12 protein-coding genes, 1 pseudogene, 1 riboswitch and 1 other annotated feature are annotated in these 15,532 nt (G+C 38.2%); of the genes and pseudogenes, 2 read left to right on the top strand and 11 right to left on the bottom strand.

Annotated features, from left to right (window positions below; all coding sequences use genetic code 11):
• Positions 1-32 precede the first annotated feature (32 nt).
• Positions 33-647, bottom strand: coding sequence for a succinate dehydrogenase cytochrome b558 subunit (locus AC1DCY_RS22330; RefSeq protein ID WP_477353598.1), 615 nt, complete (start codon positions 645-647; stop codon positions 33-35).
• A 272-nt stretch (positions 648-919) separates the two neighbouring features.
• On the opposite strand from AC1DCY_RS22330, the gene AC1DCY_RS22325 reads away from it, so the two are divergent.
• Positions 920-1,354: a YslB family protein gene (locus AC1DCY_RS22325; RefSeq protein ID WP_477353596.1), complete on the top strand. Its 435-nt coding sequence runs from the start codon at positions 920-922 to the stop codon at positions 1,352-1,354.
• A gap of 194 nt (positions 1,355-1,548) precedes the next feature.
• Here AC1DCY_RS22325 and AC1DCY_RS22320 read toward each other — a convergent pair whose 3' ends face one another.
• Positions 1,549-2,808 (bottom strand): methyl-accepting chemotaxis protein, encoded by a 1,260-nt coding sequence (locus tag AC1DCY_RS22320; RefSeq protein WP_477353594.1) that lies wholly within the window; start codon positions 2,806-2,808, stop codon positions 1,549-1,551.
• 125 nt (positions 2,809-2,933) lie between these two features.
• Positions 2,934-4,153 (bottom strand): annotated as a pseudogene (locus AC1DCY_RS22315) (aspartate kinase).
• Positions 4,154-4,368: 215 nt separating this feature from the next.
• A riboswitch (Lysine riboswitch) is annotated at positions 4,369-4,547 on the bottom strand.
• A gap of 222 nt (positions 4,548-4,769) precedes the next feature.
• On the opposite strand from AC1DCY_RS22315, the gene AC1DCY_RS22310 reads away from it, so the two are divergent.
• Entirely contained in the window at positions 4,770-4,952 is a 183-nt protein-coding gene (locus AC1DCY_RS22310; protein ID WP_477353592.1) for a hypothetical protein, read from the top strand.
• A 40-nt stretch (positions 4,953-4,992) separates the two neighbouring features.
• Here AC1DCY_RS22310 and uvrC read toward each other — a convergent pair whose 3' ends face one another.
• The 8 genes from uvrC to AC1DCY_RS22270 form a co-directional block, all read right to left on the bottom strand.
• Positions 4,993-6,783 (bottom strand): excinuclease ABC subunit UvrC, encoded by a 1,791-nt coding sequence (gene uvrC / locus AC1DCY_RS22305; RefSeq protein ID WP_477353590.1) that lies wholly within the window; start codon positions 6,781-6,783, stop codon positions 4,993-4,995.
• Positions 6,784-6,926: 143 nt separating this feature from the next.
• Positions 6,927-7,238, bottom strand: a complete 312-nt coding sequence (gene trxA, locus AC1DCY_RS22300) for a thioredoxin (protein WP_004226420.1) — start codon at positions 7,236-7,238, stop codon at positions 6,927-6,929.
• Positions 7,239-7,360: 122 nt separating this feature from the next.
• Positions 7,361-8,719: an amino acid permease gene (locus AC1DCY_RS22295; protein WP_477353588.1), complete on the bottom strand. Its 1,359-nt coding sequence runs from the start codon at positions 8,717-8,719 to the stop codon at positions 7,361-7,363.
• A gap of 187 nt (positions 8,720-8,906) precedes the next feature.
• Positions 8,907-9,140: a binding site (T-box leader), on the bottom strand.
• A gap of 521 nt (positions 9,141-9,661) precedes the next feature.
• On the bottom strand, positions 9,662-10,639 hold the full coding sequence (locus tag AC1DCY_RS22290) for an electron transfer flavoprotein subunit alpha/FixB family protein (RefSeq protein ID WP_477353586.1): 978 nt from the start codon (positions 10,637-10,639) through the stop codon (positions 9,662-9,664).
• A gap of 51 nt (positions 10,640-10,690) precedes the next feature.
• A complete protein-coding gene (locus tag AC1DCY_RS22285; protein ID WP_049667561.1) occupies positions 10,691-11,464 on the bottom strand; it encodes an electron transfer flavoprotein subunit beta/FixA family protein in 774 nt (257 codons plus the stop codon).
• A gap of 117 nt (positions 11,465-11,581) precedes the next feature.
• Positions 11,582-12,355 (bottom strand): enoyl-CoA hydratase, encoded by a 774-nt coding sequence (locus tag AC1DCY_RS22280; protein ID WP_477353583.1) that lies wholly within the window; start codon positions 12,353-12,355, stop codon positions 11,582-11,584.
• 14 nt (positions 12,356-12,369) lie between these two features.
• Entirely contained in the window at positions 12,370-12,951 is a 582-nt protein-coding gene (locus AC1DCY_RS22275; RefSeq protein ID WP_049667778.1) for a TetR/AcrR family transcriptional regulator, read from the bottom strand.
• Positions 12,952-13,160: 209 nt separating this feature from the next.
• Positions 13,161-14,852 carry an AMP-binding protein gene (locus AC1DCY_RS22270; RefSeq protein ID WP_477353581.1) on the bottom strand — a complete coding sequence of 564 codons (1,692 nt, stop codon included), beginning with the start codon at positions 14,850-14,852 and terminating at the stop codon, positions 13,161-13,163.
• Positions 14,853-15,532: the final 680 nt, after the last annotated feature.

Raw genomic sequence — 15,532 nt, 5'->3', positions numbered from 1 at the left:
TTGCCATGTTCTCTATAGTAGCTTCTATTACATTAAGCAAAAGATAAAATAGCAGCCACACCAACTACACTTAGAATTACGAAAATAATGTTTGTTACATAAGTAGCAACCTTTTGAGACTGAGGAGATTGTGTAATACCCCAGCTTACTAGGAATGCCCATAAACCGTTAGATAAGTGGAAAGTTGCTGATATAATACCAACAATGTAGAATCCAAGCATGAATGGATTCGATACGATATCTGCGATCATATTGAATTCAACATCTGCACCTAACGCTTTTTGGATACGCGTTTCGAAAATATGCCATGCAATGAAAATCACTAAGAATACACCAGTGAAACGTTGTAATGAGAACATCCAGTTACGGTATGTGCTGAAACGCCCTGTGTTTGGTGAAGCAGTGAATGCAATGAAGACACCATAGAATGCGTGGAACAGTAATGGGATATAAATAACTACCCATTCAATTACCAACAGAAGATTGTGTGGAATCAAATCCATCTTACCTACTGCATTATTGTAAGCTTGTTCACCACCAACAGCAGTGAAGTTCATTGACAAGTGGAACATCAGAAACAGACCTACTGGAATCACACCAAGTAGAGAATGTAAACGACGCCATAAAAACTCTCGATCTTTCGACAAGACTGTTACCCCCCTTAGTACTTAAAATAGCACAACAAAAGAAGTCATCATTTTGTAACTGATACTTCATTGACTGTGTATTTCATCATGGTACAATATTATGACATGTTTATTGTACTCTCAAGAGCTACGAGCGTCAAGGCAACCAAGAGTTTTTCACATTCCTTATTAAAGAAACAATCTAGTACATGATGCATCGTTTTTTCTCGAAAAATCTATCTTTACTTTATCAGTGTCAAATTTTAAGAAAATTCTAAGAAAGAAGGCTTTCAATGTTAAACACTTCAACTCCTACAATCTCAGCATTTGGATATGAGATAATTCGCGATTATATTTTATCTTCCATTCTTGGTAAACATGAAGATGATGTCCTTTATTGGGCAGGAAAAGACCTAGCACGGAAGTTCCCATGTAAAAGTCAAGATGAACTTATCGCATTTTTCGCAGATGCCTGTTGGGGTAATTTAGAGCTTATCAAAGAATCGAAGGATGGTCGTATATTCCAGTTGACGAATGATCCAGAACTATTACAAATTGGTCTTCGTAGCTTTAGACTTGAAGCAGGATTTATAGCTGAGCAAATCCAGCAAGCAAAAGGTTATTTAACAGAATGCTATGATGAAAAACGTGAAAAGCAACAGAACGTTATGTTTACAGTAAAATGGGACGTTAAAGAACGAATCATGAACACCGTTCCTACAGAATAAAACGAAAAGGATTGTCACCTTAAATTTATGGATGACAATCCTTTTTTTGTATATTATAGAAGCTAATTGTAGTGGAAACTTGGCGACTCCTTGGTGATTTGCGTCATAAATGAGACAAGTGAAGTGGCTTATCGCCTCCCAGGACCAACAGGAACGGAAAATAATCCCTTATTATGATCACAAATCTTTTTTGTTTAAAGTTGAGCATGTCTTTCTTTCAAAAGCACATCTATTAACGAAATAAATGCCTCCAAAATATTAAGTGAGTGTTGAATCATTTCTTCTAAGTTATTAATTGTCAGTTCATTCACTAATTTTTGTGCGGCCATATGTACTAATTCATGTGGTTGTTCAATATGACGATATTCTGGTAAATTCTGATATTCTTCAAAATGTCCATAATACCATTTCCCAAACATACATTGATGATGCGTTTTTATCGTTTCTTTCTGACCAGCCTTTTGAATAGCATTTCGTAAAAAGCTAGCATGATCCATTAACCTTGCTGCCAATTGGCTAACTACCGTTTGCTCTGATGGCTTTCTGATTGTCGGTGCAATAGCTTTTAACATTTCAGATACTTGATTTTGGATTATATCAGAGAAGTCGCTAGTATGTGATAATTCCGTCGTTGTTTCCGCTAAACGGCCAACAGCTATTACATTTTCTTCTGATGCAGCTGTTATTTGATGAATGCCATGTGCTGCTTCTTCAATATTTCTACTTGTTATAGTCAAATTAGCAATATTGTTCTTCATGATACTTAAAAAGTCAGTTAAATAATGTTCGACTTGTTTAATATTTGTTATTGTATTATGTAATTTCTTATCAATGACTGATCGAATCTTTGTCATTTCTTGCAATGAACATTTCGAGCTGTTGGCTAACTTCCCTACCTCCATCGCGACAACATTAAAGCCTTTTCCATGCTCACCAGCACGCGCAGCTTCAATTGAGGCATTTAAGGATAGTAGTTGTGTTTGATCGGCAATCCCGGTTACACTTTTACCGATGTCATCCATTTTAGTAATTTCATCATACAACTGCTCTGTTGAATGAGCTCCTTTGGCCAACAACTCCTGAACCATCTCACCTTTTGTAATGGAAGATTCCATTTCTTCAACAAGTAGTAACGAATGCTGTTTTATTTCTTGAATGTTTGCATTAACATTTTGCTCAACCCCAAGCATCTCTTCTGTATTTGACGACATTTCTTCACTCATTGCTGAAATATCCCCTACACTCATGGAGACATTTTGAACCTTTAAAGCCGTTTGAAAATTAATTAACTCCATATGGGCTAGTACAAAGTCTAAAATCGCATTTTTCACATCAATGCTTTCCTGCTCAAGTTCCAATTCCAAAATTCGCTTTTTTAATATTTGTATTTCTAAATCGTTGTCTCTCTCAACGCTTTTATCCATTGGCTTTTGAAATAAACCGAATAATACCATACAAACTCCACCTTCCCCTTGGTAAAACATGTCACATTTTATTATATAACAATAGAATTGGATAAAATATTAAATTGATGTGAACAAAAAAAGATGTGCCTTTTACTGACACATCCTCTTCAACATTATATGTAAAGCGCTTGTTCTAAGTTAAATTCATCATGTAATGCATTTGCTGCACGAATCATTTCGTCCTGAGGTACAACGACAGACACTTTTATTTCAGACGTACTTACCATTTTTACAGGGATATCTTCACGACGTAGACGATCAAACATTCGGGCAGCCACCCCTGGATTAGATGCCATCCCTGAGCCAATAATGGAAACTTTCGCTAAACCTATTTCAAAATCAGCAAAACTAAACCCTAGTGATAATTTGCTATCTTCTAAGACACGTAATGCTTCAGCGAACTCCTCTTTTAAAATGGTAAATGATACAGTCGGCTTTAAGCCATCAATTATTGCTTGTACGATTATATCGACGTTTATGCGGTTTTCCGCAAGTATTGTGAACATATCTGCTAACGAAGCATTAGAATAAGCATCATAACCAAGCGAATAACGTCTGACTCATAGGCAACACCACGTACAATTAAATTTTTTTCCATTTCAACTTCCTCCTTCAATAAAGTACCTACTGTATCTATTTCGCTCGACCGAATGATAACTGGGATTTGATACTTCTTCGCTAACTCAACAGCTCGCGGGTGTAAAACTTGTGACCCTAAGTTTGATAGCTCTAGCATCTCATCATAGGAAATTTCTTTTAGCTTTTGCGCCCCCGCAACATGACTTGGATCAGCTGTGTAGACTCCATCCACATTCGTGTATATATCTACACGCTCCGCCTTCAACTTTGCCGCGATAGCTATAGCTGAGGTTTCTGCCCCACCTTTACCAAGCGTCGTAATATTCCGTGAATTATCAATACCCTGTTCCCCTGCAACGATTACGATTTTCCCTTGTGTAAAATACTTTTCAATTTCACTAGCATCAATCTCATCAATGCGGGCATTGCTATACATATCATCGGTTTGAATACCTGCTTGCCAGCCTGTTAATGACACTGCATCATATCCTTCTTCCTGCAAAGCAATTGCAACTAACGTACTTGATAAATGTGAGGTTGTTGAAAATAGTGCATCTAGTTCACGCTTAGATGCATTGTCTGATAAATCACGAGCCATTTTTGCTAATTCTTTAGACATACCCCTCATAGCTGTAGTGACAACGACAACATCAAAACCTCTTTCCTTTTCTGCAATCGCCTTTTTCACAACATTTTGAATGCTCTCTGTTGATACAAATGCTGCACCACCAAACTTCATCACAATTTTCGCCATCTTTATCATTCTCCTTCGTATTCAATCATTTCGCTGATTATAAAGTAGCTATATTTTTTCAGCTTTTCACAAAAATAACACCTCAAAAACAAGCTCCTTCACCTCTTAGGTAAGAGTAACAGCCTTGAAAAAATGTTGTTTCGAGAAATCTAAAAAGGCAGCTCTCACATAACGTGAAAGCTGCCTATAACATGTACAATAAAAGTAACTTGCGCATGTGTGATAGCTCTCCGAAACGTTTAGATTCGACAGTCTTACATCTCTTAAATGTAAAACCAGCACAGCATCGGAAACAACGATGCTCCACTTCGGCAAGCTCCCCTTTCATACATCTTCACTGGACTTGTTCGTCCTCGAATGTACTACTCTTGAACCTTGCACCTCTATCATCACTAAATAGTGATTGTATTTAATTGAACCTTAGAGAAGAAACTTCCAATTTAATATGAAGAAACTACTAAAAAAACTAAGGCGCCGCATATAACATTGCTATATTGAAGAGCAATGTTATATACAACCTTAGCATACGTCTAATCCTTTGACAAATGTATCCTGTTGAAAATCAATTTCGCCTTGGCGTAATTACGTCAGGAGGCTTTGAGCCAACAGATGTTTTTTGCGCGAAAGCGTAGCGGCAGCGGCAGCAACAATGTTTTCTGTGCGAAAGCGAAGCGGCAGCAACAATGTTTTCTGTGCGAAAGCGAAGCGGCAGCGGCAGCAACAAGATGTTGGTCACTCAGCCTTTGCCACAGGACGTGGCGTTTTTATACTGAGTTCCTCTATTTCAGTAGGAGTTTGAACACCCACTGAAAAGGAATTCCGTCTGCATTCATCCCCCCTTAAAGGTTGGAGTCTTCTACTGAATGAAAATAATCATAGATATTGCTAGCAAGATTAGCAGGCATCCCGGCTTCCTGTAATGCTTGCATACTTGCCTCACGAATTTTTTTGACAGAGCCAAAATGCTTGAGTAATTGTTGTTTTCGCTTCGGACCAATGCCCTCTATATTATCAAGGACAGATTGTATAGCATGTTTCTCATGTTGCTGTCGTAAGAAGGTAATAGCAAAGCGGTGTACTTCATCCTGAATTCGTTGTAGTAAGTAGAATCCATCGCTTGTACGCTTTAACGCAATTACTTCAGGTGGATCACCAAATAGAAGCTGTGACGTATTGTGCTTTTCATCTTTTGCTAATCCGGCAATTGGAATGACAAGGCCGAGCTCATCCTCTAATACTTCTCGCGCGACTTCCATTTGCCCCTTCCCACCATCTATTAGTACTAAATCCGGTAAAGGTAGACCATCTTTTAATACACGTGTGTATCGACGACGTATTACTTCCTGCATTGCCCCGTAATCATCGTGCTTGGCGGCGGTACGTGTTTTGTATTTTCGATACTCCTTCTTCGCAGGTTTTCCATCGATAAATACAACCATTGCAGATACAGCATCCGTCCCATGCATATGACTATTATCGAAAGCCTCAATTCTTAAAGGCGTAGAAATGCCCATAGCTTCACCGAGCGCCTCACATGCTCCTATTGTGCGTTCTTCCTGACGTTCAATAAGTTGGAACTTTGCTGCTACAGCAATTTCAGCATTTTTTGTCGCTAATTCAACTAGCTCTTTTTTTTGCCCACGTTTTGGTGTCAGTACCTTAACTTCTAATAATTCCGTTAAAATATCTGCATCAATAGATTGTGGGATAAAGATCTCTTTAGGCTTAATGTGCTCTAACTTTTCGTAAAATCGTCCAACAAACGTTAAAAATTCCTCTTCTGCCTCTTGATAAACTGGGAAAATCGAGACATCTCGTTCTATAAGCTTTCCTTGACGAACAAAGAAAACTTGAACACACATCCAGCCCTTCTCGACGGCATAGCCAAATACATCGCGATTCGTTGTATCACTTGATACGATTTTTTGCTTTTGCATGACTGTATCGATATGTGCAATTTGATCACGAAATTCCTTTGCACGCTCAAACTCTAAATTTTCTGCGGCCGCTAGCATTTTTACCTCTAGCTCTTTTTTGACTTCCTCAACCCCACCATTTAAAAATTTTGTCATATCCTCAATCATATCGTGATAAATGTCAGCTTCAATATCCTTCACACAAGGTGCTAGACATTGCCCCATGTGATAATACAAACAAACCTTGGTAGGAAGTTGTACACATTTTCGCAGAGGATATAAACGATCTAGCAGCTTTTTCGTCTCACTTGCTGCATACGCATTCGGATATGGACCAAAATATTTCGCCTTATCCTTTTTCACTTTTCGTGTTGTAATAAGGCGCGGGTGTTTTTCATTAGTAATTTTTAAATACGGATACGTTTTATCATCCGTCAGCATAATATTGTACTTCGGGTCATGTAGTTTTATAAGATTAAGCTCTAAAATTAAAGCTTCAATATTGGAGGATGTCACAATGTACTCAAAATCTTCTATTTCACCTACAAGCCTCTGTGTTTTCCCTTCATGCGAACCAGTAAAATACGAGCGTACTCGATTTTTCAATACTTTTGCTTTCCCGACATAAATAATAGTTCCTTGTCGATCTTTCATCAAATAGCAGCCAGGCTGATCTGGTAAAATTTCAAGCTTTCGTTTAATTAAATCATTCATCGCCTACCTGCCCCCCTTTTTCTTTAAACAGCGTTTGTCTCCTAATCCAAAAGATAACGTTCGCTTTTTCTCTACATTATATAACGAAAAAAAGCCAAGCACATCTTATTGATGGCTTGACTTGAATCTTTTTTTCTTACAGATTAAGCATGTTTTGCGATAAATGCTTCTAACGCTTCTTTTGGTTGGAAACCAACAGTTTTGTCTACTAATTCACCATCTTTGAATAATAGTAATGATGGGATAGACATAATTTGGTATTGCGCTGCAGTACCTTGGTTGTTATCTACATCTACTTTTACAATTTTAGCCGCACTACCTGCAGCATCCATTTCTTCAAGAACTGGCCCAATCATTTTACAAGGTCCGCACCAAGCAGCCCAAAAGTCTACTAGTACTAACCCTTCTTTAATATCGTCTTGGAAAGTTGCATCTGTTGCATGTACAATTGCCATTTGAAATCCTCCTTAAACTTACTATGCTTGTAGTATAGCATGGATAAATTCTCTTGAGCGAATAATCTGCCTAGTATGCATAATTTATGAAATAAGGTCGAAAAAGAGATTAAGCTGATTTGCTATTTAGCCTCATTTTCTTGAAAACGTCCTTTATAGACATACGTTAACGTAATAAAGAGATAAATAGCTAATGTAATACCTGTTACGATAATCGATGTTGTAAAAATAATACCAATCAGGATTGCACTTAACGCAATAATAGCGATCCAAGTTGTATAAGGGAACCATTTTACAGCATAAGTACTTGTTTTTTCCGGCTGTTTTTTACGCGATTTCAAATGCGCAATCGCAATAATTAGCCAAATAAATAACACTGTATATCCAAGTGAACCCATTAGGAAATCAAAAGTTTTGCTTCCCGCAAATAAAGAAAATATTACGGCTATATATAAAGCTAACGTACACATCAATATGGCATATACCGGAACTTTCCGTTTTGATAAATGTGCAAAGATTTTAGGAACACGCCCGTCTACAGCTTGCGTATACAGAACTCGTGATGAACCATAAAGCCCTGAGTTCATTGATGAAATAATTGCGAGTAAAACAACAGCGTTCATAATATGGTCAGCACCAGGAATCCCAATCATTTTAAAAACCATCACAAACGGACTTTCTGGCACCCCGTTTACTTCATTCCAAGGAATCAAGCTAACAATAATAAAGAAAGGAACTAAATAAAAAGTCACAATACGTACTAATGTACTGCGAACAGCTTTTGGCACTACTTTCTCAGGATTTTTCGTTTCAGCTAGTGTAATACCAATAATTTCAGTGCCACCATAAGAGTAAATAACTACAAGCATTGCAGCAATCAATCCCGTTGATCCGTTCGGGAAGAAACCTCCGTGCTCCGTTAAATTAGAAAAACCAACAGCTGTATGATTACCAAAAGTAACAAGTAATAAAATTAATCCGGCTATGATGAACACAACAATTACGGTAATTTTAATTAACGCCAGCCAATATTCAGTTTCAGCAAAAACTTTCACCGATAACAAGTTAATGGCTGTAACTAACACCGAAACAGATAATGCAAGTATCCAAATTGGATAATCCGGCAACCAATATTGAATAAAGATGGCCGCAACTATAGATTCCGCCGCAATATTTAACACCCACATTTTCCAATAGATCCAATCTAGGAAGTAAGCTGGATACTTTCCTAAAACATCTTGCACTAAATCTCTAAATGTTCTGGCTTCGCTATTACGGACTGCCATCTCTGCTAAACCTTGCATAACAAATAGCAGAATAATCCCACCAATTAAGTACGCAATAAGTACTGATGGCCCTGCCATATCAATGGCTGTACTGCTTCCTTTAAACAACCCTGCACCAATAGCACCACCTAAAGCCATCATCGTAATATGCCGTGAGGTCATCGTTCTTTTTAATTTCTGATTGTCGTTTTCCATTTCTTTACCTCCTAAAATCAACAAATGCGCTAAAGTGCTCGTTTACATCCGACAAGCGCTGGAGAGCCCGAAGCAAAAGTAAGTGCTCCTCTACTTTTGCCCGAGGAATCAAAGCTTCCTCGAGGATGTAGCGCTTTAGCCTAGACGCAAAAAAGGCATATCGTCTGTTCCTTCATTATCAAATGAAAGAAGAGACGATATGCCATAAGCAAACCGCGGTACCACTCTAATTGGTTCTTTAAGAACCCTGCTTAAAAACCTAATAACGAAGGTTAACCGTCCAACAAATAGAATATTCTAAAAATTCCATTTATCTTACCGCTCCTAGGCAAGTTCAAAGTCTTATTGGACTGCGTCGCACCAACCCGCAGCTCTCTTCACCAAATAATGAGCTTTTACTACTCCTAATCTTTGCGTTTCTTTATAAAAATCAATTATGCCTCGGCATAATTGCGTCTGGAATCGGCTTTGTGCTTAGGCCTGCACGAAGCAGGTCAGTTAGCCGTTATCGCATGGATGCGATGATTTTAGGCTAACATCCTTTAAAGAACTCCTTTCCGATTCCGTGACATCCGCCGGAGGCTTTAGGCCAACACGAAGTTGGTCACTCAGTCGTTGCCACAGGACGTGGCGTTCTTAGACTGAGTTCCTCTATTTCAGCGGATGTTTGATCCGCTGGAAGAAGATTAAATTAATATTCATCACTATACGTTCTAAAATTAATTATGTCAACATTTTATTTTGCAATAACTTTAAAAAATCAAAAAATTCGAACGCAAAAAAGCGGGGAAGACACATCCTCCCCGCGACAAAACAAATATTAATTTCGCCTTGGCGTATTTGTGTCCGGATTTTGAATTGTGTCTGCACAATTCAAAATCCGTGACATCCGCCGGAGGCTTTATCTTCATTCAGTAAATTTGCTGAATGAAGATAATTTAATTAGGCATTCACTTTTAACGCTTTAAATTCTTCGATTAGAAGAGGCACTACCTCAAATAAGTCACCTACGATACCGTAGTCCGCAACTTTGAAAATATTTGCTTCTGGATCTTTATTAATCGCAACGATTACTTTTGAGTTTGACATACCAGCTAAGTGTTGAATTGCTCCAGAAATACCCGCTGCGATGTAAAGGTCTGGTGTTACTACCTTACCTGTTTGACCGATTTGAAGTGAGTAGTCACAATACTCAGCATCACATGCACCACGTGAAGCACCAACTGCACCACCAAGTAAATCTGCTAGCTCTTTTAATGGTTCAAAGCCTTCCTCAGATTTTACGCCACGACCACCTGCTACAACTACTTTTGCCTCAGAAAGATCGACACCCTCTGAAGATTTACGTACTACCTCTTTAATGATTGTACGAAGGTTTGTAATATCTACAGTAATAGAACTGATGTCACCTGATTTACCGGCTACTTTTTCTAATGGTGCAATATTATTTGGACGAACTGAAGCTAAAACTAAGCCGTCTTTTACTTTTACTTTTTCAAAAGCCTTACCAGAGTAAATTGGACGGATGAAAACAACATCATCGCCAGCACCATCAATTGACGTTACATCAGATACAAGACCTGCTTGTAATTTACTTGCAATTTTCGGTGATAAATCTTTACCGTTTGCAGTATGACCAAATACGATACCAGTTGGCTTTTCTTCCTCAATTACTGCTAATAAAGCTTGACCATAGCCATCAGATGTATATTGTTTTAAATGTGGATGCTCCACCGTTACAACACGGTCTGCACCATATTCAAATAATGGACCTGTTAAGTCTGCTACAGCATCCCCTAAAAGGACACCAACAACCTCACCACCGTCTGCGATTTGCTTTGCAGCTGCAATTGCTTCGAAAGAAACATTACGTAAGCTTCCTTCGCGAACTTCACCTAATACTAATACTTTTTTTGTCATAGTATATTCCCTCCGTTACCCTTTAAGATTCGATTTGTGTCATCAAATGACTTAAACTACTTTCGCCTCTGTATGAAGTAGGTTTACTAGCTCTTTTACTTGAGCAGAAAGTTCACCTTCAAGAATACGACCTGCTGCCTTTTGAGCTGGTAAGAAAATATCAACTGTTTCTACCTTAACCTCTACATCATCTTCATCGATATCTAAATCATCTAACTCAAGTTCTGCAAGCGGTTTCTTCTTCGCTTTCATAATCCCTGGTAAAGATGGGTAACGTGGCTCGTTTAAACCTTGCTGAGCTGTTATTAAAAGTGGTAAAGATGTCTCGATAACTTCTGAGTCACCTTCAATATCGCGTACAATTTTCGCCGATGTTCCATCAATCTCAAGCTTTGTAATTGTTGTTACATAGTTAATACCTAGTAAATCTGCAACACGAGGTCCTACTTGACCAGAGCCTCCGTCAATTGCAACGTTTCCTGTTAAAATTAAATCAGCATCTTTATCTTTTAAATATTCAGCTAAAATATATGCTGCTGCATTTTGATCCAGTTCATCTAAATCGTCTTCTGTATTAATAAGAACTGCTTCATCCGCTCCCATTGCAAGAGCTGTGCGCAATTGCTTCTCTGTATCTTCGCCACCAATTGACACAACTGTCACTTTACCGCCAGCAGCGTCACGTACTTGAATTGCCTCTTCAATCGCATATTCATCGTAAGGATTGATGATGAATTCTGCGCCATCCTCTTGGATTTTACCACCCGACACAACAATTTTTTCTTCTGTATCAAACGTACGTTTAATTAATGCAAAAATATTCATATATCCATACCTCCTGCAACGTTTTTTATTTCTAAGTAAACTTATAAATATTATATATTTTCAGTGTCGATAACGTCGATAACACTTTTTCAAGTCGCTATCGACACTGATGGAATATTATTTACCAGTAAACACAGGCTCGCGTTTTTCAATAAATGCTTGAATTCCCTCTTTTGCATCTTCCGAAACGAATACTGTGCCAAAGGATTGTGCTTCTGCCTCGATACCTTCATAAAATGAAGCATGCTTAGCATATTGCAATGATTGAATAGCTGCTTTTAAAGCAACCGGGCTCTTCTTCGCAATTTTCTTCGCTACCTTTAGCGTTTCTTCCAATAATGCTTCATCTGTAAATGCACGATTCGCTAAACCCCATTGTACAGCTTCTGTACCAGAAATCGGCTCACTTGTAAACATCATTTCTGCAGCTTTTGCAACCCCTACATATCGTGGTAGACGTTGTGTACCCCCGAAACCTGGAATAAGACCTAATTGTAATTCAGGTAGTCCTAATTTCGCAGATTCTGTCACAAAGCGCAGATGACAGCTCATCGCTAGTTCAAGGCCCCCGCCTAGTGCAGCACCATGTATTGCAGCAATAATAGGTTTAGAGAACGATTCAACTCGCTCAAAAACTTGTTGACCATTGCTCGCTAGCTTTGAAAATTCATCACCAGATGTAACCTCGGTAAATTCTTTAATGTCTGCACCAGCTGAGAAGAAACGACCTTCGCCATGAAGTACAAGGACACGTACAGTGTCATCATTTTCTACTTCATCTAGCACAGCATTTACTTCGGTAATGATCCCACGAGATAATGCATTTGCTGGTGGGCGTGCAATTGTAATAATCGCTACTCCATCCTCTGCTTTCCAACTTAGAAATTCCATTTCTCCACATCCTTTTAAGCTTTAATGCCGTTCAAGATTAATGCCTGAACCTTTGGAACCTGTTCTATCAAATCATATCGATATTCATTCATGACCCACGATGTAATGGTTTCGTCAATTGTTCCAAACACCATTTGACGCGCCAAGCGTACATCCATCGTTTGATTGAACTCACCTGACAGCATACCTTCGATTAAAATTTGATCAAGTAATTGTAAATACTCTCTTAACACCGAATTGATCTTTAGTCGTAAATCTTTATTCGATTGTCGTAGTTCCAATTGTGTGACGGTTGCTAGGTATCGATCTGTCGCTAGAACATTAAAATGATTTTCAATCATTCGTGAAAGTTTGTCCTTAGACGTACTTCCATTTTCTATTATATCTTGTAATGACTCTACAAAAACAGCCATTTTTTCATTAAAGACAGAAATTAATATATCTTCTTTATTTTTAAAATATAAATAGATTGTTCCGTCGGCCACCCCTGCCTGCTTAGCAATCTTCGATACCTGTGCTTGGTGATACCCATTTTCTGCAATAACGATGACAGCTGCATCAATAATTTGCTTATATTTTGGCTTATCACGTTTCACTTTTATATCACCACCTAAAAAAAACTTGCACACGTCTAAATTCATGCTCAATTCATGATGTCATCCTTCAATGACCAGTCATCTCAAACTGATATATTGTTAAGGATATGACGTGGTAACCTAAAAAAAATATGAAAATATGAATGGTCATTCATTCATATTTTCATATTATAATTTACATCTTTGCTTGTCAATACTTTACCACGTATTTATTTTGCTTCTTTATTCACCAATTTTGTTTTTTCTTCATCAACTAATGCACGACGCAAAATTTTTCCAACAGCTGTTTTCGGTAGCTCATCTCTAAACTCATAATAACGAGGAACTTTGAAAGCAGCTAAGTTTTGACGGCAATATTTATTTAATTCGTCTTCTGTAATCGAATATCCTTCTTTTAAAACAATATAAGCTTTTACTGTTTCTCCTCGATACGGGTCAGGTATACCCGCAACTACACATTCTTGGATTTCCTCGCGCTCATATAGTACTTCCTCTACCTCACGAGGATAAATATTAAAACCACCTGCGATAATAATATCTTTTTTACGGTCAACTACATAGAAATAGCCTTCCTCGTCCATATAGCCAAGATCGCCTGTTAAAAACCAGCCATCTACGAATGCTGCTGCTGTATCCTCAGGGCGATTCCAATAGCCTTTCATAACCTGTGGGCCCTTTACAGCAATTTCGCCAACCTCACCGACTGGAAGCGCCTCAGCATCCCCTGTACGTAAAATGATTGAATCCGTATTTGGCCAAGGTAAACCAATCGAGCCCATGACACGCTTACCCCATATAGGTGTTGCATGTGTGACAGGAGAAGTTTCTGTTAATCCAAATCCTTCAACAAGTTTTCCCCCTGTTACCGCTTCAAATTTCTCCTGCACTTCTACTGGCAACGAGGCAGATCCACTTATGCATGCTTTTATGGACGATAAGTCGTACTTTGCAATATCCGGGTGATTTAATAAACCAATATATAAAGTCGGTGCACCTGGGAATAGTGTTGGTTTTTGCTTATCAATCGTTTTCAACGCTGTCTCTGCATCAAACTTTGGTAATAACACCATTTTATTTTGCGTGAATACGGATAATAAAATAACAGCCGTCATACCATAAACATGGAAGAATGGCAGTATGCCCATAATGGTTTCCTCACCATGTACACATTTATACATCCACGCATCGCACATTGATGTATTAGCAATTAAGTTTTTATGGGTCAACATCACACCCTTAGGGAATCCAGTAGTTCCACCTGTATATTGAAGCAGTGCTACGTCCTCTTCAAAATCAAATGGAATATCAATCATTTTGATGGGCGAAGAGCGCATAATTTCTGTAAATAAATGATTTTGACCACTATGTTCAACCTTTACACTAAAACCGTACTGCTTTTTTTGAATATAGGGATAAACCAAGTTTTTAGGAAACGGTAAATAATCTTTAACAGCTGTGACAATTACATTTTCAAGTGCAGTTTCTTTAATGATTTTCATAACACGCGGATACAAAATATCCATCAATAAAATAACTTTCGCACCTGAATCAGCCATTTGATATTGAAGTTCACGCTCAGTATAAAGTGGATTTGTTTGTACGACAATCGCTCCAGCATACATTGCCCCGTAGTAAGCGATTACACTTTGCGGTGAGTTTGGCAGCATAATAGCTACTCGATCTCCCTTCTCTACTCCAAGGGCTTGTAAATAGTTTGCGAACCTTAGCGCTGACTCATATAGCTCAGTGTACGTCAAATCCTTTCCCATAAAATGAATCGCAACTTTAGATGGATTCTTTTTATAGGCACGCGTCAAAAACTCTTGCACAGGAATTTCCTCAAACGTTAAAGACGATGGTATTTCTTCAGGATAATTTTTTAGCCATGGTTTTGTTGTCATACGTCCTCTCCCCTTTGTCCCAAACTTTGTAAACTCTTATTTTAATTATAATGAAAAAGAATTACTCTTTCAAACACAAAATAGAAAATAAATGTATTTTCGATTAATTACTATGCATTTTACAACATTTATATAACTGTATTTCTTAGGATTTTGAATCGATAGAGCGTATGAATACTCATTCATTCTTTCTTTTTTTATGCACAAGAGTGAGTTCAAATTTCTATATTCCAAAAATAAATTATTAATGATAGCTTTTTAGGTAGATGAAGGAATATTAATAGGTTTTAGTATTATTTTATGATGTTGGGGTATAAGGAATATGTAACTTATGATTTTTTTTGAGGGAATTGAAGGTTTTTATTTATTGGTTGGGTCGGTTACATTCTCAACCGGAGCAGTTTTTCTTCGGGCCAGAGTAGTTCTTTACTCTTTTTCGTCACTTTAGCGTCATTTTGGCTCTTCTTTCCGTCACTCTGGCTATTCTTTCCGTCGCTTTAGCTTTCCTTTCCGTCGCTTCGACTCTTCTTTCCGTCGCCCTGGCTATTCTTTCCGTCGCTCTGCCTCTTCTTTCCGTCGCCCTGCCTTCTTTCGGTCGCTTTGGCTCTTCATTCCCGCTTTAACTTTTCCTTCCGTCGCTTTGGCTTTCCTTTCCGTCGCTCTGACTCTTCTTTCCGTCG

This window comes from Lysinibacillus sp. 10T31, assembly GCF_056394365.1.
Note: the sequence above shows the minus strand (reverse complement) of the source record. Positions and strands in the feature narration are given on the sequence as shown.